Source organism: Amycolatopsis sp. H20-H5 (assembly GCF_035828755.1).
Taxonomy (GTDB): domain Bacteria; phylum Actinomycetota; class Actinomycetes; order Mycobacteriales; family Pseudonocardiaceae; genus Amycolatopsis.
In genome coordinates, this window is record NZ_JAYMZS010000064.1 from 26,479 (window position 1) to 49,939 (window position 23,461).

At 72.6% G+C, this 23,461-nt stretch carries 4 protein-coding genes (1 of these 4 cut by a window edge); all 4 read left to right on the forward strand.

The genetic code is table 11. The annotated features are described in order from the left end of the window. Positions 1 to 9,122, forward strand: partial view of a type I polyketide synthase gene (locus tag QMK34_RS29170; RefSeq protein ID WP_326417713.1) — the final stretch only. The gene continues 18,688 nt to the left of window position 1, outside the view; 9,122 of the gene's 27,810 nt are visible here — the last part of the coding sequence; the start codon falls outside the window, past its left edge; its stop codon occupies positions 9,120 to 9,122. 45 nt (positions 9,123 to 9,167) lie between these two features. Then, on the forward strand, positions 9,168 to 9,671 hold the full coding sequence (locus QMK34_RS29175) for an acyl carrier protein (RefSeq protein WP_326417716.1): 504 nt from the start codon (positions 9,168 to 9,170) through the stop codon (positions 9,669 to 9,671). Next, positions 9,668 to 19,744 (forward strand): type I polyketide synthase, encoded by a 10,077-nt coding sequence (locus QMK34_RS29180; protein ID WP_442785243.1) that lies wholly within the window; start codon positions 9,668 to 9,670, stop codon positions 19,742 to 19,744. Before QMK34_RS29175 ends, QMK34_RS29180 begins: the two co-directional genes overlap by 4 nt. 64 nt (positions 19,745 to 19,808) lie before the next feature. Then, positions 19,809 to 23,461, forward strand: a 3,653-nt coding sequence (locus tag QMK34_RS29185; RefSeq protein WP_442785244.1) for a type I polyketide synthase, incomplete at its 3' end; no start/stop codon positions are given.

The window sequence follows — 23,461 nt, forward strand, 5'->3', positions numbered from 1 at the left end:
AGCTGGGCGACCCCGCGGTCGCCGTGGTGGACATCGACTGGCCGCGGTTCGTCGAGGCGTTCGCCACCCTGCGCGCGAACCCGTTCGTCTCCGACCTACCCGAGGTGAAGCGGCTCCAAGCCGCCGCGCTCGACGCACTCGGGTCGGGCGAATCGGTACTGCACCGGCACCTGGGCACCCTGCCCGCCGCCGAACGCGGCCCGGCCGTGCTCGACCTGCTGCGTGCCCAGATCGCCGGGGTGCTCGGCCACGCCGACGCGAGCGCCATCGAGGCCGACCGCGCGTTCAAGGACCTCGGGTTCGACTCGCTGACCACGATCGAGCTGCGCAACGCCCTCGCCGCCGCCACCGGTCTGAGCCTGCCCGCGTCGATGATCTACGACTACCCGACCGCCGCCGCACTCGCGGAGTTCCTGCTCTCGGAGCTGCTCGGCTCGATCACCGAGCCGGTCGTCCCGGCCACGATGTCCAGGGCCGTCGCCGACGACCCGATCGTCATCGTCGGTATCGGCTGCCACTTCCCGGGCGGGGTCTCCTCACCGGAGGACCTCTGGCTCATGCTCGCCGAAGGCCGCGACGGCATTTCGTCGTTCCCCGCCGACCGCGGCTGGGACCTCGACGCGCTCGCCGCCGGGGCGTCCGACACCCGCGAAGGCGGGTTCCTCACCGGGGTCGCCGACTTCGACGCCGGGTTCTTCGGCATTTCACCGCGGGAAGCACTGGCGATGGACCCGCAGCAGCGGCTCCTGCTCGAGACGACCTGGGAAGCGCTGGAGCGCGCCGGAATCGACCCGGCGGCGCTGCGCGGCAGCGACACCGGGGTCTTCATCGGCACCAACGGCCAGGACTACCCGAGCATGCTGCGCGAAGCCGCGTCGGACGTCCAAGGCCATGTCGCCACCGGAAACACCGCCAGTGTGATGTCCGGGAGGCTCTCCTACACCCTCGGGCTGGAAGGCCCGGCGGTCACCATCGACACCGCCTGCTCGTCGGCGCTCGTCGCCCTGCACTGGGCGTCTCGCGCCCTGCGCGACGGCGACGCCTCGCTGGCACTGGCCGGGGGTGTGTCGGTCATGTCCAGCCCGGACTCGTTCGTCGAGTTCAGCGCCCAGAGCGGCCTGGCTCCCGACGGCCGCTGCAAGCCTTTCGCCGAAGCGGCCGACGGCACGTCGTGGTCCGAAGGCGTCGGGGTGCTGGTGCTGGAACGGCTCTCCGACGCCGTCGCCAACGGGCACGAGGTCTGGGGGGTCGTCCGCGGCTCCGCGATCAACTCCGACGGTGCGTCCAACGGCCTCACCGCCCCCAACGGGCCCTCACAGCAGCGGGTCATCCGCGGCGCGCTCGCCGATGCCGGGCTGACCGCGGCCGAGGTCGACGCCGTGGAAGCGCACGGCACCGGCACCACGCTGGGCGACCCGATCGAAGCCCACGCCCTGCTGGCGACCTACGGCCGCGATCGCGAGGAGCCGCTGCGCCTCGGGGCGGTCAAGTCCAACATCGGCCACACCCAAGCCGCTGCCGGGGTCGCCGGGATCGTCAAGATGGTGCTGGCGATGCGCCACGGCGTGCTGCCGAAGACCCTGCACCTCGACGCCCCGACCTCGCACGTCGACTGGGCGGCAGGCGCGGTTTCCCTGGTGCGCGAGCAGGAGGACTGGCCGGAGACCGGGCACTCCCGCCGCGCCGGGATCTCGGCGTTCGGCGTGAGCGGCACCAACGCCCACGTGATCATCGAACAGGCCCCGGCCGTCGAGCCGGTGGTCCTCGAAGCCCCGATCACCCCGTCGGTCGTGCCGTGGGTCGTCTCCGCCAAGAGCGCCGACGCACTCCAGGCGCAGATCGATCGGCTCACCGCCCATACCGCGGCCGCCAGTCTGTCCACTGTGGACGTCGGTTTCACGCTGGCGACCGGCCGCACCGCCTTCGGGCACCGCGCGGTGCTGCTCGCCGGACCGGACGGCCCGGTCGAATCCTTGCGGGGCAAGGCCTCCGGCGGCAAGACGGCGTTCCTGTTCTCCGGCCAGGGTTCCCAGCGGCTCGGGATGGGGCGCGGGCTCTACCCGCGGTTCCCGGTCTTCGCCGCGGCGCTGGACGAGGTCTTCGCGCACTTCGCCGTCGAACTGGACAGGCCGCTGAGCGACGTCGTCTGGGGCTCCGACGCCGAACTGCTCGACGAGACGGGGTACACCCAGCCCGCGCTGTTCGCGATCGAGGTCGCGCTGTTCCGGCTGCTGGAGTCCTGGGGCGTCAGGCCCGACCACGTCGCCGGGCACTCGATCGGCGAGATCACCGCGGCGCATGTCGCCGGAGTGCTGTCGCTGGAAGACGCGTGCTCGCTTGTCGCCGCCAGGGGCCGGTTGATGCAAGCATTGCCCGCCGGGGGAGCGATGGTCTCGGTCCAGGCGACCGAAGCCGAAGTCGACGCCCACCTGACCGGGCAGGTCTCCGTCGCCGCGGTCAACGGCCCCGGCGCGGTGGTCATCGCCGGGGCCGAGGAGGACGTGCTCGCGATCGCGGAGCGCTTCGCCGCCGACGGCCGCAAGACCAAGCGCCTGCGCGTCAGCCACGCGTTCCACTCGCCGCTGATGGACCCGATGCTGGCCGGGTTCCGCCGCGTGGTCGAAGGACTGTCCTTCGCAGCGCCGAAGATCCCGGTGGTGTCGAACCTGACCGGCGCCCCCGCCACCGCCGAGCAACTGTGCTCGCCGGAGTACTGGGTGCGTCACGTCCGCGAGACCGTCCGGTTCGCCGACGGTGTCCTGGCCCTGCGCGACGCCGGGGTGACCAGGCTCGTCGAGGTCGGCCCGGACGGGATCCTGGCCGCGATGGCCGCGCAGCTCCACAACGACGGCGGTGCGAGGTTCGCGGTCGTGCCGCTGCTGCGGGCGAACCGAGACGAGGAGACGACGATCTCCGCCGCGCTCGGCGCACTCCACGTCCACGGCGTGCCGGTGCTCTGGAGCGCGTTCTTCGACGGCACCGGTGCCCAGCGGGTCACCCTGCCGACCTACGCCTTCCAGCACGAACGGTTCTGGCCGGAGGCCCCGCGGCCGGTGATCGCCGCGCGGACGGCCGCGGATCCGGCCGACACCGAGTTCTGGTCCGCAGTGGAGCGCGAGGACCTCTCCTCGCTGTCGACGATCCTCGAACTCGACGACGACTCGCTGTCCGCGATGGTGCCCGCGCTGTCGACCTGGCGGCGCAAGCGCCAGGAACGGTCCCTTGTGGACGGTTGGCGCTACCGGGTGACCTGGAAGCCGCTCACCGGTTCGGTCAAGGCCGCGGCGGGAACCCGGCTTGTCGTCGTTCCCGCCGAGATCGACACCGAGACCGACTCCTGGCTCACCGCCGCCCTGGGGGCACTTGGCGACGACGTCGTCCGGATCGAACTCGGTCCCGACACCGCCGAATTCACCGCGCGGCTCGTCGAGGCGCACGAGGACTCGGGCGGGTTCACCGGAGTCGTTTCGCTGGTCCCGCGGGTTTGGCCGACAGTGCTGCTGCGGGCCCTGTCCGACGCGGGCATCGACGCCCCGCTCCGGTGTGTCACCCGCGGCGCGGTCGCGACCGGCCGCTCCGAGCACGTCACGCACGCCGACCAAGCCGCGGTCTGGGGACTCGGCCGCGTGCTGGCGCTGGAAAACCCGCGGCGCTGGGGCGGTCTCGTGGACCTGCCCGACACGCTCGACCCGCGCTCGGCCGAACGGTTCACCGCCGCGCTGACCGGGCCCGAGGACCAGGTCGCGGTCCGCGCCTCCGGGATCTTCGGCCGCCGCCTGGTCCGGGCGACCGGCGAGGCCACCGGCTCGTGGATACCGGACGGCACCGTCCTGGTCGTCGGCGGCACGGGAGCCGTCGGTACCCGGGTGGCGCACTGGCTGGCCGCCGAAGGTGCCGACCACCTCGTGCTCACGTCGAAGCACGACGGTTCCGGGACCGAACTGGTCGGGGCGCTGGACGCGCTCGGCGTCACGGCCACCGTCGCCCGGTGCGACGCGGCCGACCGCGACGCGCTCGCCGCGGTGCTGGACTCGATCGACGGTCTGACCGCGGTCATCTACGCCGACGACGAGCCCGAAGCCCTCACCGGGGACCTGACCACCGACGTCGATGCGGCCGTCGCGGGGGCGGTCAATCTGGACGCGCTGCTGGGCGACCGCCCGCTCGACGTGTTCGTCCTGTTCAGCACGGTCGCCGGGGTGTGGGGTTCCGCGGGACGCGGGACCGAAGCCGCCGTCGGCGCTCGCTTGGACGCCCTCGCCGCCCGCCGCCGCGACCGCGGCACCGCGGCGCTCTCGATCGCCTGGGGCGCGTGGGCCGACGGCGTCTCCGAGAGCCTTGCCGGGCACCTGCGCCTCAACGGGGTTCCCGCCCTCGACTCCGGTCTCGCGCTCGCGGCACTCGGCCACGCGATCGCCGACTCCGGTGAATCCTCGGTCGTCCTGGCCGACGTCGAGTGGGACAAGTTCGCTCCGGCCTTCACCGCACATCGCGCGAGTGTCCTGCTCGACGAGTTGCCCGAAGCCACCGCTGCGATCGAACCGGCCACGGACGCCGAGTCCGAGACCCTGCTCCGGCAGAAGCTGCGCGGCCTGTCCGAGGCCGGGCGAGCGGCCGAGGTGCTCAACCTGGTGCGCGACAGGGTCGCGGCCGTGCTGGGCCATGCCAGTGCCGACGCCGTCGAGGTCGACGTGGCGTTCAAGGACCTCGGTTTCGACTCGCTGACCGCGGTCGACCTGCGCGACCAGCTCACCACCGCGACCGGGCTCACGCTCCCCGCGACGCTGGCCTTCGACCACCCGACCCCGGCCGTGCTCGCCGAGTACCTGCGGTCGGAACTGCTCGACGAGCAGCCCGAGACCGACCTGCCCGTCGCGAGCGTCCTTGCCGCCGCCGCCGACGACGACCCGATCGTCATCGTCGGCATGAGCTGCCGCTATCCCGGCGGGGTCCGCTCACCGGAGGACCTCTGGCAGGTGGTGCACGGAGCGGTCGACGCCGTCGGCTCACTGCCGACGGACCGCGACTGGGCCCTCGACGTCCTCGCCGGTGACGGCGCAGGCAGCACCGTCGCGAACGGCGGCGGTTTCCTTTACGACGCAGGGGATTTCGACCCGGCCTTCTTCGGCATCTCGCCGCGCGAAGCCATGGTGATGGACCCGCAGCAGCGGCTGGTGCTGGAGGCCGCGTGGGAGGCGCTGGAGCGTGCCGGGATCGACCCGGCCGGGCTCCGCGGCACCGACGCCGGGGTGTTCGTCGGCGGCGGCAGCGGCGACTACCGGCCGAACGCCGAGGAGTTCGGGCAGTGGCAGACCGCCCAGTCCGCGAGCCTCCTGTCCGGCAGGCTGGCCTACACCTTCGGCCTGGAAGGGCCGACGGTCTCGGTCGACACCGCCTGCTCGTCCTCACTCGTCGCGCTGCACCTCGCGTCGCAGGCCCTGCGGACGGGGGAGTGCTCGATCGCGATCGCGGGCGGGGTCACGGTGATGTCCACGCCGACGAACTTCATCGAGTTCGGCGACCTGGGCGCGCTGTCGGCGGACGGCCGCTGCAAGGCCTTCTCCGAGAGCGCGGACGGCACCGGCTGGTCCGAAGGCGTCGGCATGCTCGTCGTCGAACGGCTCTCCGGCGCCCGGCGCCACGGCCACCACGTGCTGGCCGTGGTCCGCGGTTCGGCGATCAACTCCGACGGCGCGTCCAACGGCCTCACCGCCCCGAGCGGACCCTCGCAGCAGCGGGTGATCCGGCGGGCGCTGGCGAACGCCGGGTTCACCACCGCCGACATCGACGCCGTCGAGGCCCACGGCACCGGCACCGCGCTGGGTGACCCGATCGAGGCGCAGGCGCTGCTCGCGACCTACGGGCAGCACCGGGAGACCCCACTGCTGCTCGGCTCGGTGAAGTCCAACATCGGCCACACCCAAGCCGCTTCCGGAGTCGCGGGCGTGATCAAGATGGTTCTCGCCATGCAGCGCGGCGTGCTGCCGAAGACTCTGCACGCCGACGCGCCTTCGTCCCATGTGGACTGGACGGCCGGCGCGGTCGAACTACTCACCGAAGCCGTGCAATGGCCCGATTCCGGCCGCCCGCGCCGCGCCGCGGTGTCGTCGTTCGGTGCCAGCGGGACCAACTCGCACGTCATCCTCGAGCAGGCCCCGGCACTGGCCGAAGCGGCCGGAACCGTCGAGGTCCGCGAGACCGGGGTCGTCCCGGTGACGCTGTCCGGCAAGACTGCGGCGGCCCTGCGGGACCAGGCGGGCGCGTTGCTCGCCCGGCTCCGGGCGGAACCCGGGCTCACCCCGGCGGACTTGGCGTTCTCACTGGCCACCACGCGTTCGGTGTTCGAACACCGGGCCGCGGTCGTCGCGGGCGATCTCGGCCAGCTGCTCAGCGGGCTCGCGACGCTGGCCGAGGGCGACACCTCGTCGCTCGCGCTGCGCGGTACCGCCGGGCGTGGCGGGAAGCTCGCCTTCCTGTTCTCCGGCCAGGGTTCCCAGCTGCCAGGGATGGGCGCCGCGCTGTACCGCAGGTTCCCGGTCTTCGCCGACGCCTTCGACGCGGTGCTGGCGCACCTGGAGGCCGAGCTGGACCGGCCGCTGCGCGACCTCGTGTTCGCCGAGCCGGCGACCGAGGAAGCCGAACTGCTCGACCAGACCGGCTACACCCAGCCCGCGCTGTTCGCCGTCGAGGTCGCGCTCTACCGCCTGGTGCGGTCGTGGGGCCTCGAACCGGACTTCGTCGCCGGGCACTCGATCGGCGAGCTCGCGGCGGCCCACGCGGCCGGGGTGTTCTCGCTGGCCGACGCCTGCACGCTCGTCGCCGCGCGGGGTCGCCTGATGCAGGCTCTGCCGTCCGGAACCGGGGCGATGGTCTCGGTGCGGGCCACCGAGGACGAGGTGAGGCCGCTGCTCACCGCGGGTGTTTCGATCGCCGCGATCAACGGCCCCAACGCGGTGGTGATCGCCGGAGACACCGACGCGGTGACCGCGCTCGCCGCCCGCTTCACCGCCGACGGGCGAAAGACTAAGCGTTTGCGGGTCGGCCATGCGTTTCACTCACCACATATGGACGCCATGCTGCAGGACTTCGACCGGGTCGCCCGGAGTGTCTCGTATGCCGCGCCCGTCGTGCCGCTCATCTCCAACGTCACCGGGGAAGCGGCCGTCGCGGCGCGGGTGTGCGACCCGGGCTACTGGGTCGGCCACGTCCGCGAGGCGGTCCGGTTCGCCGACGGTGTCCGCACCCTCGCCGAGAACGGGGTGACCAGGTACCTCGAGATCGGCCCGGACGCGGTGCTGTCCGCGATGACCCGTGACAGCCTCGGCGACCCGGACGCGTTGGTGGTCCCCTTGCTGCGCAAGGACAGGGACGAGGAGGCGACCGCGGTCACCGCGCTGGCCCGGCTGTTCGTCAACGGCGTGAGCCCCCGGTGGACCGGCTTCTTCGACGGCACCGGCACCCGTCGCGTGGACCTGCCGACCTACGCGTTCCAGCACGAGCGGTTCTGGACCGTGGCTTCGGCCAGGGCCGCCGCCCGTGGTGACGACGACGTCGACCGCGAGTTCTGGGCGGCCGTGGCGAACGAGGACTTTTCCTCGCTGGAAACGGCGTTGAACGTCGAAAGCGACGCGCTCTCGAAGGTGCTCCCGGCGCTGATGGACTGGCGGCGGCAGCGCGAGGACAAGTCCCTTGTCGACGGCTGGCGCCACCGCATCGGCTGGAAGCCGCTCACCGCGGTGCCGTCCGGCGGCCTCAGCGGAAGCTGGCTCGCGCTCGTTCCGGCCGACGGCGACGACGACTGGGTTCCGGCCGCGATCGGGGCGCTGGGCGAGAATGTCGTCCGCGTCGACGTCCCGGCCGAATTGGACCGTGCGGCACTGAGCGCGGCACTGGGCAAGGTTTCCGGCCAGGCCTTCGCCGGTGTGGTGTCCCTGCTCGCCTTGCGGGAACCCGGTGACGGTGTGCCTACCGGGGTCACCTCGACCGCCACCGCACTGCAGGCACTGGGCGACGCGGGCATCGACGCTCCACTGTGGTGCGTCACACGGGGTGCGATCTCCGTGGGCCGCGACGAATCCCCGGTGCGCCCGGACCAGGCCGGGGTGTGGGGTCTCGGCCACGTCGCCGCGCTGGAGTACCCGGAGCGCTGGGGCGGTCTCGTCGACCTGCCCGAGGTCCCGGACGCGACCGCGGCCCAGCGGTTCGCCGGTGTGCTCGCCGGACTCGACGGTGAGGACGAGGTCGCCATCCGGCCGTCGGTACTGTTCGGCCGCCGTCTGCTGCAGGCCCCGACCCACGGCTCCGCTCCGGTCTGGGAGCCGGACGGCACGGTCCTGATCACCGGTGGGACCGGTGCGCTGGGTGCGCACGTGGCCCGCAAACTCGCCCGTGACGGCGCGGAGCACCTGCTGCTCGCCAGCCGCAGCGGCCTCGACGCCCCCGGTGCAGCGGAGCTGCGGGACGAACTCGCCGCCACCGGGGTCCGCGTCACGATCGCCACCTGCGACGTCGCGAACCGGACCGACGTCGAAGCCCTGCTCGCGGACCTCCCGGCGGAGTACCCGCTGACCGGGGTCGTCCACGCGGCCGGGGTGCTCGACGACGGGGTGCTCGACGGGCTGACCCCGGACCGGTTCGACGCGGTCTTCCGGTCGAAGGTCGCCTCGGCTCACCTGCTCGACGAGCTGACCCGCGACTTCGACCTCAAGGTGTTCGCGCTGTTCTCGTCCGCGTCGGCCGCGGTCGGCAACCCCGGCCAGGCCAACTACGCCGCGGCGAACGCCGTGCTCGACGCGCTCGCCGAGCGGCGGCGTTCCCTCGGCCTCGCCGGGACCTCGATCGCCTGGGGGCCCTGGGGCGGTGGCGGGATGGCCGTCGGTGGCAAGGCCGAGGACGCGGCCCGCCGCACCGGGATCGGGGCGATGGACCCGGAACTGGCGGTCACCGCCCTCAAGCAGGTCGTCGCCGAGGACGAGCCGACCGTGCTGGTCGCCGACGTCGACGCGGGACGCTTCACCACCACGGCCCGGCCGAGCGCCTTGCTGCGGGAGATGCCGGGCTACGACGAGCTCGTCGCTTCGGCGGCGGCCGCACCCGACGGCGGGATCGCCGTGCGGGCCTAGCTGGCGGACCTCACCGCGGGCCAGCGGTTCGAGACGCTGCTCGACCTGGTCCGGACCCGCGCGGCCGAAGTGCTCGGCTACACCGATGTCGACCTGGTCGGTGCGGAGAAGGCGTTCCGGGACCTCGGGTTCGATTCGCTGGGAGCGGTGGAGCTGCGCAACCAGCTCAACGCCGCGACCGGGCTGAGCCTGACCGCCACCCTGGTCTTCGACCACCCGACGCCGGTGGCGCTCGCCGAGCACGTACTGGCGGGGCTCCTCCCGGACGGCGCGGGCGACGACGGAACAGGCGACGACGGCACGGGGGACGGCAACCTGCTCGCCGACGGTGACGAGATCGACGTCCGGGCCCTGCTGGGTTCGGTGTCGCTGGCGCAGCTGCGCGAAATCGGTGTGCTGGAACCGTTGCTGCGGCTGGCCGGACGCGCCGCCGCGGGCGGGGACACCGAGCGGGAAACCGGGGACTCGATCGACTCGATGGAGATCGACGAACTGGTGCAGGCGGCACTCAATGGCCAGGCTGGCCAGTCCGACCGGTCGTACGACTGACGGAGTTGATGATGACATCGCCCAGCGAGAAGGTAGTCGCAGCGCTCAGAGCTTCCCTGAAGGAGACGGATCGGCTGCGGCGGCAGAACCGGCAGCTCGTCGCGAGCGCCGACGATCCCATCGCGATCGTCGCGATGAGCTGCCGGTTCCCCGGTGAGGTGAACTCACCGGAGGACCTGTGGGAGCTCGTGGCCGCCGGGTCCGACGCGATCTCCGGCTTCCCGGCCGACCGCGGCTGGGAGCTGGACGCGCTCGGCGGCGCGGAAGTCGACGACCGCGGTCACGGGATCAGCCAGCAGGGCGGGTTCCTGAGCGGGGTCGCGGATTTCGATCCCGGGTTCTTCGGGATCTCGCCGCGGGAAGCGCTGTCCATGGACCCCCAGCAGCGGCTGCTGCTGGAGACGTCCTGGGAGGCGATCGAGCGGGCCGGTATCGACGCGACCCGCCTGCGCGGCACCCGGACCGGGGTGTTCATCGGCACCAACGGGCAGGACTACGCCTACCTGATGGTCACCGCGCCCGCCGAGTCCACCGGCGACGTCGGCACCGGCATCGCCGCGAGCGCCACTTCGGGGCGGCTGTCGTACACCCTGGGGCTGGAAGGGCCCGCGGTCACCGTCGACACGGCGTGCTCGTCGTCGCTGGTCGCGCTGCACCTGGCCGCGCAGTCCCTGCGGACGGGGGAGTGCTCGCTCGCGCTGGCGGGCGGGGTCAACGTGATGTCCACGCCCGGCTCGCTCGTCGAGTTCAGCCGTCAGGGCGGGCTCGCCCGGGACGGCCGCTGCAAGGCGTTCTCCGACGACGCCGACGGCACCGGCTGGGCTGAAGGCGTCGGAGTCCTTGTCCTGGAAAGGCTTTCCGACGCCCGGCGCAACGGCCACGAGGTACTGGCAGTGGTCCGCGGCTCGGCGGTCAACTCCGACGGCGCGTCCAACGGGTTCACCGCCCCGAGCGGCCGCGCGCAGCGACGGGTCATCCGGCAGGCGCTGTCCAGCGCCAAGCTGACCGCCGCCGACGTCGACGCCGTCGAGGCGCACGGCACGGGAACCCCGCTCGGCGACCCGATCGAGGCCCAGAGCCTCCTGGCGACCTACGGCAGCGACGGCGAACGGGAGCGGCCGCTGCTGCTCGGGTCGATCAAGTCGAACTTCGGCCACACCCAAGCCGCCGCCGGGGTCGCGGGCGTCATCAAGATGGTCCTCGCGATGCGGCACGGGGTGCTGCCCAAGACCTTGCACGCGGACAAGCCGACGTCGCGGGTGGACTGGGCACAGGGCAAGGTGGACCTGCTCACCGAGCGGCAGGCCTGGCCGGAGACGGGCCGTCCCCGCCGGGCCGCGGTTTCCTCGTTCGGCGTCAGCGGCACCAACGCCCACACGATCCTCGAACAGGCACCGGCCCTCGAAACCGAAGGGGGAGAAGCGATCGCGGCGCCGCTGCCCGCCGTGGTGCCGTGGCTCCTGTCCGGCAAGACAGAGGACGCGCTGCGGGACCAGGCGGCGGCACTGCTGTCCGCGCTGGACCGCGAACCCGAACTCCGCGCCGCCGATGTGGCGCTCTCGCTGGCGACCGCCCGAGCCGTCTTCGAGCACCGCCTGGCCGTGACCGCAGACAGCCCGGCCGAACTGCGCGGCCTGCTGGCGGCGTGGACCGCGAACGGGGTGGCACCGGGAACCGTCTCGGGCGAAGTCACCCGGCGCGGCAAGCTCTGCGCGGTGTTCTCCGGGCAAGGGGCGCAGCGCGCGAGAATGGGCAAGGAGCTCTACGGCCGTTTCCCCGCGTTCGCCCAGGCGCTGGACGCGGTTTTGGCCCACTGGGACGGGATGTTCGACCGGCCCGTCCGCGAGGTGCTCTTCGCCGAGACCGGTACCGCCGACGCCGCGCTGCTCAACGACACCGGCTACACCCAGCCCGCGCTGTTCGCGCTCGAGGTCGCGCTGTTCCGGCTGGTCGGGTCCTGGGGCGTCGCCCCGGATTTCGTCACCGGCCACTCGATCGGCGAGATCGCCGCGGCTCATGTCGCGGGCGTGCTGTCGCTGGAAGACTCGTGCGTGCTCGTCGCCGCGCGGGCCCGATTGATGCAGGCTCTACCCGCCGGTGGTGCGATGGTTTCGCTGCAGGCCGACGAAGCCGAAGTCCTGCCGCTGCTGACCGACGCCGTGTCGATCGCCGCGATCAACGGGCCGAACTCCGTGGTTGTCGCCGGTGATGACGAGGTCGTGACCGGGATCGCGGCGCGGTTCGCGGCACTCGGCCGCAAGACCAAGCGGCTCGCCGTGTCCCACGCCTTCCACTCGCCGCTGATGGACCCGATGCTGGACGAGTTCCGCCTCGTGGCCGGGCGCCTTACCTTCCATGCTCCGGTGATCCCGCTGGTCTCGAACCTGACCGGCCGGATCGCGACCGCCGACGAGGTCCGCGTACCTGAGTACTGGGTCCGCCACGTTCGCGAGCCGGTCCGGTTCGCCGACGGCGTGCTTGCCGCGCGCGCCGCGGGCGTCACGGCGTTCATCGAACTCGGCCCGGACGGGGTCGCTTCGGCCATGGCGCAGGACAGTCTCGGCGACGCCGCGCCGCACGTGGTGGCGGTTCCCGCGCTGCGCGGGAACCGCGGCGAGGAGCCCGCGCTCGTCGCCGCGCTGTCCCGGCTGCACGTGGCCGGGGTCCGTGTCGACTGGGCGGGGTTCTACGGCGGCACCGGTGCGCGACGGGTCGGTTTGCCGACCTACACCTTCCAGCACACCCGGTTCTGGCCGGAGCCTGACGTCGTCGAGCCAGCGGAAACCGTGACGGACGAACGCTTTTGGGACGCCGTCGAGCGCGAAGACCTCGAAGCGCTCGCCGTGGACCTCGGGGTCGACGGGCCGTCGCTCGGCGCGGTGCTGCCCGCGCTGTCGGCCTGGCGCCGCAAGCGCCGCGAACGGTCCACTATGGACTCCTGGCGGTACCGGGAGAGCTGGGTACCGCTCAGCGGTGCGAAGTCCGGTGCCCCCGCCGGTACGTGGCTTGTCGTCGTCCCGCGGTCCCGCGCCGGGGATGCCTGGATCACCTCGGTGGTCGACGCCATGGGGCCCGGCGCGGTCCGCCTCGACGTCGGCGCCACCGACCGGGCCGGGCTGACCCGGGTCCTGCGGGAAACCGCCCCCGGCGGACTCGCGGGAGTCGTGTCCTTGCTCGCGTTCGGCGAGTCCTGCGCCATCGCCACCACGGAACTGCTGCAAGCGCTGGGAGACGCCGGAGTCACCGCACCCACCTGGGCGGTGACAAGCGGCGCGGTGTCCACGGGCCGCGCCGAACGGCTCCGCAGTGTCGACCAGGCAGCCGTGTGGGGCCTGGGCCGCGTGGCCGCGCTGGAGTTCCCGCACGGCTGGGGCGGGCTGATCGACCTCCCCGAGATCCTCGACGAACGGGCGGCCCGCCGGTTCACCGGCGTGCTCGCCACCGAAGAGGACCAGGTCGCGGTCCGCGCGTCGGGGGTGTTCGGCCGCCGCTTGGTGCCGGCACCCGCCGGGGACGACCTGAGCACCTGGGAACCGACCGGAACCGTGCTGATCACCGGCGGCACGGGGGCGCTCGGCGCCCACGTCGCCCGTGACCTGGCCACGAAGGGCGCGCCACACCTGGTGCTGGCGAGCCGCCGCGGGCTCGACGCTCCCGGCGCGGCGGAGCTGCGCGACGAGCTCACGGCCTTGGGTGCCAGGGTCACCGTCGCCGCGTGCGACGTGGCGGATCGTGAGTCCGTCCAAGCCCTGCTGGCCGGACTGCCCGCCGAACTCCCGCTGACCGCGGTCGTGCACACCGCCGGTGTCCTCGACGACGGCGTCCTCAATGGACTCACCCCGGACCGGTTCGACGTCGTGTTCCGCTCGAAGGTCACCTCCGCACTCCTGCTCGACGAACTGACCCGCGAACTCGGCCTCGACGTGTTCGCGCTGTTCTCCTCGGTCGCCGGTTCCGTCGGCAACCCCGGCCAGAGCAACTACGCGGCGGCCAACGCCGTGCTCGACGCCATCGCCGAACGTCGCCGTGCCGACGGCCTCGCGGGCACCTCGATCGCCTGGGCGGCATGGGCAGGTGGCGGGATGGCCGACGCGGACCGCGTGGCGGAACGCTCCCGCCGCGTCGGTACCTCGGTGCTTGAGCCCGGTGTCGCCCTCGCCGCATTCGGGCACGCTGTCACCGAATCGACGGCCACCGTGGTGATCGCCGATCTGCAGAACCCGACGCTGCTCACCGCCTTGCTGAGCCTGCGCCCGAGCCCACTGCTCGCCGACCTGCCCGAGGCCCGGCGCATCCTGTCCGTGGCCGGGCGGTCCGAGAACACCGGCGCCACCGGTTCGGAGCTCCGCGAGCGGCTCGTGAAGGTGCCCGACGCGGACCGGGTCAGCGTGGTGCTGGAAATCGTCCGTACCCAGGCCGCGGCGGTGCTCGGCCACTCCACCACGACGGCCATCGGCGCCGACAAGGCTTTCCGGGACCTGGGTTTCGACTCGCTGACCGCGATCGAGGTCCGCAACCAGCTCGCCACCGCCACCGGCCTGAACCTGCCGTCCACTTTGGTCTTCGACTATCCGACCCCGGCCGTGCTGGCCGGGCATCTCCTCAGTGAGCTGCTCGGCCTCGAAGCGGATGTGCCCGAGTCCACTAGGGACACTTGCCCCGTCGACGAACCGATCGCGATCGTCGGCATGGGCTGCCGCTTCCCCGGTGGCGTGAGTTCGCCGGAGGACCTGTGGCAGCTGCTCGCCGAAGGCCGCGACGCGATGTCCGGCTTTCCGGCCGACCGGGGCTGGGAACTCGAAGCCCTCGCGGGCGAAGGCCGCGGCACCAGCGTCACCGGCCAGGGCGGCTTCCTCCACAACGCCCCGGAATTCGACGCCGGTTTCTTCGGCATCTCGCCGCGGGAAGCCATGGCGATGGACCCGCAGCAGCGGCTCCTGCTGGAGACGTCGTGGGAAGCCGTGGAGCGTGCGGGCATCGATCCCGCGACGCTGCGCGGCAGCTCGACCGGCGTGTTCATCGGCACCAACGGCCAGGACTATTCAAGTCTGGTGATGAGCTCACGCGAAGACGTCGAGGGCCATGCCAGCACCGGCCTCGCCGCGAGTGTCGTCTCGGGCCGCATCTCCTACACCTTCGGGTTCGAGGGACCGGCGGTCACGATCGACACCGCGTGCTCGTCGTCGCTGGTGGCACTGCACTGGGCCGCGCAGGCACTGCGTTCCGGCGAGTGCTCGATGGCACTGGCAGGCGGCGTGACCGTGATGTCCACGGCGATGGGCTTCGCGGGCTTCAGCCGCCAGGGCGGTCTCGCCCCGGACGGTCGCTGCAAGGCGTTCTCCGACGACGCCGACGGCACCGGCTGGGCCGAAGGGGCCGGAGTCCTGGTCGTCGAACGGCTGTCCGACGCCGAGCGCAACGGACACCGGGTCCTCGCGGTCATGCGCGGCTCCGCGGTGAACCAGGACGGCGCGTCGAACGGCCTGACCGCGCCGAACGGCCCGTCGCAGCAACGCGTGATCCGCCAGGCGTTGGCCAGTGCTGGTCTGTCCACATCGGACGTCGATGCCGTCGAAGCGCACGGCACCGGCACGGTTCTCGGTGACCCGATCGAAGCTCAGGCGATTCTCGCCACCTACGGCCAGGATCGGGAGATCCCGTTGTGGCTGGGCGGGATCAAGTCGAACCTCGGGCACACCCAGGCCGCCGCCGGGGTCGCCGGAGTCATCAAGATGGTGCTGGCCCTCCGCCGCGGCGTACTCCCGGAGACGTTGCACGTCAAGGAACCGTCGTCGCATGTGGACTGGTCGGCCGGAGCGGTGTCGCTCCTGACCGAGCGGACGCCGTGGCCCGACGTCTCCCGCCCGCGACGCGCCGGAGTGTCCTCCTTCGGCCTCAGCGGTACCAACGCCCACGTGATCCTCGAACAGGCGCCCCCGGTCGACGACACGCCGGACGAGACCGGTCCGGCAGTCGTTCCCTGGTCGCTCTCGGCCAAGTCGGACGCCGCGCTGGACGAACAGATCCGCCGGTTCAAGTCCTTCGCCGAGCTCAACCCCGAGAACACCGCGGCCGCTCTTGGCCGGTCACTGGTCACCGGACGCGCGCTGTTCGACCACCGCGCCGTGCTGCTCACCGGCGCGGACGACGGACCGCGGCTCATCCGCGGCGAGGCGGGCGAACGATCCCTCGCCGTGGTCTTTTCCGGCCAAGGCAGCCAGCAGCCGGGTATGGGCCGGGAGCTCTACGAAAGGTTCCCAGTCTTCGCCGATGCGTTCGACGCGGCGGCCGCCGAGCTGGACCGCGAACTCGACCGTCCGCTGCGCGACGTCATGTGGGCCACCGACGCCGAACCCCTGAACCAAACCGGCTACACCCAGCCCGCCCTCTTCGCGATCGAGGTCGCCCTGTTCCGGCTGGTCGAATCGTTCGGTGTCCGGCCTTCGCGGGTGGCGGGCCATTCGATCGGCGAGATCGCGGCAGCCCATGTCGCCGGGGTCCTGTCGCTGCCCGACGCCTGCGCGCTGGTGGCGGCCCGCGCGCGGCTCATGCAAGCCCTCCCGCCGGCCGCCGGGGCGATGGTCGCGGTCCGCGCGACCGAGGCCGAAGTGCTTCCGCTGCTGACCGGTCACGAGGACACCGTGTCGATCGCCGCGGTGAACGGCCCGGATTCGGTGGTGCTGGCCGGTGCCGAAGACGCCGTACTCGACCTCGCCGCTCGATTGGCGGGCTCCGGACGCAAGACCCAACGGCTCACCGTGTCCCACGCGTTCCACTCGCCGCTGATGGACCCGATGCTGACCGAGTTCGCCCGCGCGATCGAGGGACTGTCCTTCGCCGAGCCGCGGATCGCGGTCGTCTCGACCGTGACCGGAGAGCCCGCGACCGCCGGGGAACTGTGCACAGCGGAGTACTGGGTGCGCCACGTGCGGGCGACGGTCCGGTTCGCCGACGGCGTGCGCACGCTGGTCGCCGAAGGCTCGGACACCGTGCTCGAACTCGGCCCCGGCGGCGTTCTCGCCGGGCTGGCGCTCGACCTCGTCGACCCCGCGGCGGTGACGGTGATCCCGGCGCTGCGCAAGGGCCGCGGCGAGGAGGCCGCGCTGCTCACCGCACTGGCCGAGCTGCACGTCACCGGCGTCGACGTCGACTGGACGCCGGTGTTCACCGGGACCGAGGCGAACGTCGACCTCCCGACCTACCCGTTCCAGCGCGAACGCTACTGGCCGACCCCGGCGGCGCCCGCGGCCGACGCCGCCGGGCTGGGCCTGCTCGCGGCCGGACATCCGCTGCTCGGGGCCGCCACCGCGGTCGCGGGCTCGGACGGCGTGCTGCTGACCGGCCGGCTTTCGGTGTCGACCTCGCCCTGGCTCGCCGAACACGTCCTCAACGGCGTCGCTTGCCTTCCCTCCGCCGGATTCGCCGAGCTCGCGATCCGCGCGGCGGACCAGGCGGGCTGCGACCGGGTCGACGAACTGGCCGTCACCGCGCCGCTCGTGCTCGGCCCGCAGGACGCCGCCGCCCTCCAGGTGTGGGTCGGCGTGCCGGACGAAGCAGGCCGCCGCGAGATCACCATCCACTCCTGCCCGGCTGACTCGGCCGAGCCCGGCTGGACCCTGCACGCGAGTGGAATCCTCGGCAGCGGGCCGGGTCCGGCCGGGTTCGGCGGAGCCGAGTTCGCTGCCGCGGCCTGGCCGCCCGCCGACGCCACCGCGCTCGACCTCGACGGTCTCTACGCCGAGTTCGCCACGGACGGCCGCCGGTACGGCCCGGTGTTCCAGGGCTTGCGCGCGGCATGGCAGTGCGGTGACGAGGTCTTCGCCGAGGTGAGCCTGCCCGAAGGCACCGAGGAGGTCGACGCGTTCGGCCTGCATCCCGCGCTGCTCGACGCCGTCCTGCACGCGGTGCCCTTCACCGGCCTGGCCGGAGCTGAAGACGGCCTCGACGCCGCGACATGGAACGGGCTGTCGCTGCAGGCGGGTGCGGCTTCGGTGCTGCGCGTCCACCTCACCGCCACCGGGGACGACACGCTGTCGCTGACCGCGGTGGACGCCGAAGGCGCATCGGTGCTGTCGGTGGACTCGATCGGATTGAAACCGTTCAGCACCGAAACACCCGACACCACCGAGGCGGAGCAGGGTTCCCTGTTCCGGCTCGGCTGGATCCCGGCCCTGACCGAGCTGGCCCCTGTCACACCGGAAACCACCTGGGCGGTGCTGGGCGCCGACGAACTCGGCCTCGGCGCGGCGGTGAAAGCCGCCGGACACGCTGTCGCCGTCTCGGGCGGAACCTTCGCCGAACTGGCAGGGGACACCGTGCCGGACTTCGTCCTCGTCCCGGTTTCCGGGGACGACGGGGAGGACGGGGAGGACGGGGATGACAGAGCCGCGGCCGCCCATGCGACGACGTCGCGGGTGCTGGGAATCCTGCAGGACTGGGCTTCCGACGACCGCTTCGCCGGTTCGCGACTCCTGTTCGTGACCTCGGGCGCCGTCGGCGAATCCGCTACCGAGCTGGCTTCCGCTCCGGTGTGGGGCCTCGTCCGCGCCGCCCAGCTGGAGAACCCCGGTTCGTTCCTGCTCGCCGACCTCGACAGCGAAGACGCGTCGACCGCTGTGGTGCCGCGCCTGCCCGGGTTGTTCGCCGCCACGGAAACCCAGGCGATCGTCCGCGACGGCGCGGTCCTCGTCGGACGGCTGCAGCGGGCGGCCACCGAAACCGGCGGCAGGCCTTGGGATCCCGATGGCACGGTGCTGATCACCGGCGGCACCGGTGGACTGGGCGGACAGCTCGCCCGGCACCTGGTCGCCGAACGCGGGGTCAAGCACCTCCTCCTGGCCAGCCGACGCGGCCCCGACGCGCCCGGCGCCACCGAACTCGGCGTCGAACTGCGCGCCCACGGGGCCGAAGTCACGATCGCCGCCTGCGACACCGCCGATCGTGACGCGGTCGCGAAGCTGCTCGGAACCGTCCACACGGGACACCCGCTGACCGCGGTCGTGCACACCGCCGGGGTGCTCGACGACGGGGTCATCGGCTCGCTGACCCCGGAACGCCTGGCCACGGTCACCCGGGGAAAGTCCGGCGGCGCCTGGCACCTCCACGAACTCACCAAGGACAACGACCTCGCGGGGTTCATCCTGTTCTCCTCGGTCGCCGGGGTGATGGGCAGCCCCGGACAGGGCAACTACGCCGCGGGCAACGTCTTCCTCGACGCGCTGGCGCAGTACCGCGCGAGCCGCGGCCTCGCGGCCACTTCGCTGGCTTGGGGACCGTGGGCGCAGGACAGCGGGATGACCAGCACCTTGAGCGGCACCGACCTGCGCAGGATGGCGGGTGCGGGTCTCCCGCAGCTCTCCTCCGCGCAGGGGATGGCGTTGTTCGACAAGGCCACTGCTTCCGGTCAACCGCTTCTCGTGCCCCTCGCGATCGGCGCGGGCTCGATGCGGGCGCAAGCCGAGGTGCCGTCGGTGCTGCGGAGCCTGGTGAAGACGACGCGTCGCACGGCGGCCGCCGAAGCCGCGGTGTCCCAGGCCGGATTCGCCGCCCGGCTGGGAGAACTGCGCGAAGGCGACCGGCAGCGCTACCTCGTGGACCTGGTGCGCGACGAAGCCGCCGCGGTCCTCGCCTACGGTTCGCCCGAGGCGATCGGCGCGACCCGGGAATTCCGCGAACTGGGCTTCGACTCACTCACCGCCGTCGAACTCCGCAACCGCCTGACCATCGCCACCGGGCTCCGCCTGCCCTCGACGCTGGTCTTTGACTACCCCACGCCGACCGCGCTCGCCGAGCACCTCGGCACCGAACTGCTCGCCGACGGCGCAGGCGGCGCGGATCTCGGGCCCTCGCTGTTCACCGAGCTCGACCGGTTCGAAGCGGCACTGGCCGCGAGCGACCCCGACGAGGTCACCCGCGGCGGGGTGGCACTGCGCCTCCGGGCGCTGGTGGCCGCCTGGAGCGGGACCGCGGGGGAGACCGAAACGCTCGACGTCACCGAAAGGATCCAGTCGGCCAGCACCGACGAGGTCTTCGACTTCATCGACAGGGAACTCGGCCGGCTGAAGCAGGGCTGACCCGTGGCCGATCACGGACAGGAAGGTACGAACGATGCCGGACGACCAGAAGCTCGTCGAATACCTGAAGTGGGTCACGGCTGACCTGCACCAGACCCGCCAGCGCCTCGAAGAGGCCGAATCCGGGAAGCAGGAGGCCGTCGCGATCGTCGGGATGGCCTGCCGGTTCCCCGGCGGCGTCAGCTCACCGGAGGGGCTGTGGGACCTCGTCGTGTCCTCTTCGGACGGCATCGCGGAGTTCCCGGCCGACCGCGGCTGGGACCTCGCCACGCTCGCGGGTGACGGCCAGGGCCGCAGCGCGACCACCGAGGGCGGGTTCCTCGACGACATCACCGAGTTCGACGCGGGCTTTTTCGGGATCTCACCGCGGGAAGCGCTGGCGATGGACCCGCAACAGCGGTTGCTGCTCGAGACCTCCTGGGAGGCCGTCGAGCGCGCCGGGATCGACCCGGCCACCGTCCGCGGCAGCCGGACCGGGGTGTTCGTCGGCACCAACGGCCAGGACTACGCGAACCTCGTCCTCGCTTCGGGGGAGGACGTGGAAGGCCACGCGGGCACCGGGCTTGCGGCCAGCGTCGTCTCGGGCCGCATCTCCTACACCTTCGGCTTCGAAGGCCCAGCCGTCACGATCGACACCGCGTGCTCGTCGTCACTGGTCGCCCTGCACCTCGCCGCGCAGGCACTGCGCAGCGGCGAGTGCACGATGGCGCTGGCGGGCGGGGTGACGCTGATGTCGACCGCACTGGGCTTCGCCGGGTTCACCCGGCAGGGCGGGCTCGCCCCGGACGGTCGCTGCAAGGCGTTCTCCGATGACGCCGACGGCACGGGCTGGTCCGAAGGGATCGGCATGCTGCTGGTGGAGAAGCTTTCCGACGCCGAGCGCAACGGACACCGGGTGCTCGCGGTCGTGCGCGGCTCCGCGGTGAACCAGGACGGTGCGTCGAACGGCCTGACCGCGCCGAACGGCCCGTCCCAGCAACGGGTGATCCGCCAGGCACTGGCCGGGGCCGGACTGTCCACTTCGGACGTCGACGCCGTCGAAGCACACGGGACCGGCACGGTGCTGGGCGACCCGATCGAAGCGCAGGCGATCATCGCCACCTACGGCCAGTGCCGCGAAATCCCGTTGTGGCTCGGTGGAATCAAGTCGAACATCGGCCACACCCAAGCCGCCGCCGGGGTCGCCGGAGTGATCAAGATGGTCATGGCGATCAGGCACGGCGTGCTGCCAGAGACCCTGCATGTCGCCGAGCCTTCGTCGCATGTGGACTGGTCCGCCGGTGCGGTATCGCTGCTCACCGGGCGGACGCCGTGGCCGGAGGTCGCCCGCCCCCGCCGCGCGGGCGTTTCGTCGTTCGGCATCAGCGGGACCAACGCGCACATCATCCTGGAGCAGGCCCCCGAGCCGACGGCAGCCGAAGCCACCGAACCGGCGGCAACCGCGGGCGTGCTGCCGTGGGTCGTCTCGGGTAAGGGCCGCCCCGCCCTGCGCGACCAGGCTGCCCGGCTTCTGGCCGCTGCCCGGGAAAACCCGGGGACCGCCGCGGCGGACCTCGGGTTTTCCCTTGTTTCCGCGCGCACCGCGTTCGACCGGCGCGCGGTCGTGCTGGGGGAGAACCGGGACGAGCTGCTCGCCGGACTCGCCAGCCTCGCCGACGCCGGGTCCGGCGCCGGGTCTGGCCTCGTCACTGGCCTAGTCACCGGCCTCGCCGACGTCGAGGGCCGCACGGTCTTCGTCTTCCCCGGCCAGGGTTCGCAGTGGGCCGGGATGGGTGCCCGCCTCGCGGCGGAGTCCCCGGAGTTCGCCGCGCGACTCGAGGAGTGCGCGGCCGCGCTGTCGCCGTTCGTCGACTGGTCGCTGCTCGACGTGCTGCACGAGGTCGAGGGCGCGCCGTCGCTGGAGCGCGTGGACGTGGTCCAGCCCGCGTCGTGGGCGATCATGGTGTCGCTGGCGGCGTTGTGGCGCTCGCGCGGGGTCGTCCCCGACGCCGTGGTGGGGCACTCGCAGGGCGAGATCGCGGCCGCTGTCGTGTCCGGTGCGCTTTCGCTGTCCGCCGGTGCCCGCGTCGTCGCGTTGCGGAGCAAGGCCATCCGCGACACCCTGGCCGGGCGCGGCGGGATGATGTCGATCCCGCTGCCGCTCGCCGACGTCGAAGCCCGGCTGGACGGCCGGGCGATCTCCATCGCGGCGGTCAACGGACCGAAGTCGGTGGTCGTCTCCGGCGAACCCGCCGCCCTCGACACGCTGTTCGGCGAACTCACCGCCGAGGAGGTCCGGGTCCGCCGGATCGCGGTGGACTACGCGTCCCATTCCGCCCAGGTCGCCGACCTCGAAGCGGAGTTGTCCTCGGTGCTGGCCACGGTGACCCCGCGCGAAGCCGAGATCCCCTTCTTCTCCACCGTCACCGGAGACTGGCTCGACACCACGACGATGGACGCCGGGTACTGGTACCGCAACCTCCGGCAGACCGTCGGCTTCGAGCCTGCCGTCCGCGCGCTGCTCGCCCAGGGCCACCGCGCGTTCGTCGAGGTGAGTTCGCACCCGGTGCTCACCGGCGGCATCCACGAGACGGTCGACGAAACCGGCGGGCAGGCGGTGGTCTCCGGGACCCTGCGCCGCGACGCCGGTGACCTGCGGCGTTTCCTGACCTCGCTGGCGGAGGTGTTCGTCCGCGGGGTCGGCGTCGACTGGGCGTCGGTCTTCACCGGGACGGGCGCGCGGCAGGTCGACCTGCCGACGTACGCCTTCCAGCACGAGCGGCACTGGCCGCGGCCGGTCCCGCCGCGGTCCGACGCGCACGGGCTCGGGCTGATCTCGGCGGACCACCCGCTGCTCGGTGCCGCGGTGTCGCTCGCCGGGTCGGACGGCCTGCTGCTGACCGGCCGGTTCTCGGTGGCGACCCATCCCTGGCTTGCCGACCACTCCGTCGGCGGTGTGGTGCTGTTCCCTGGCACCGGTTTCCTGGAGCTGGCCATCCGCGCCGGGGACCAGGTCGGCTGTGACCGGGTCGACGAGCTGACGCTGTCGATACCCCTGGTGCTGCCAGCCGACGATGCGGTGGCGATCCAGGTCCGGGTCGGCACCCCCGACGACGCGGACAGCCGCGATCTGCGGATCTTCTCGCGCCCGGCCGACGCTCCGGCGGAGCAGGAGTGGACCGAGCACGCGACCGGCGTGCTGTCCTCCGGCGAGCACGTGGCCGAGTTCGACGTGAGCGTCTGGCCGCCGCGGGACGCGGACCCGATCGACCTCGGCGGCTTCTACGACCGCCGCACCTTCGGCCCGGTCTTCCAGGGCCTCCACGCCGCCTGGCAGGGCAAGGACGCCGTCTACGCCGAGGTCACCCTGCCCCCGGCAGCCGAGGACGCCGACCTGTTCGGGATGCACCCGGCGCTGCTGGACGCCTCCCTGCACGCGGTGTCGTTCGTCGACTCCGAGGCCGCGGGCAAGAGCCTGCTGCCGTTCGCGTGGAGCGGGGTGTCGCTGCACGCGGGTGGTGCGTCGACGCTGCGCGTGCGACTGGCCGCCGTCGGCACCGACGCGGTGTCGCTCGCCGCGGTCGACGTCGAAGGCGCGCCGGTGTTCTCCGCGGACTCCCTGGTGCTGCGGTCGGCGTCCGCCGGTCTCGCGGCCGGAGCGCGCGGCGAGGCGCAGTCGCTGTTCCGGCTGGAGTGGACCCCCGTCCCGACGGCTTCGGTCCCCGGCACCCGGTGGAC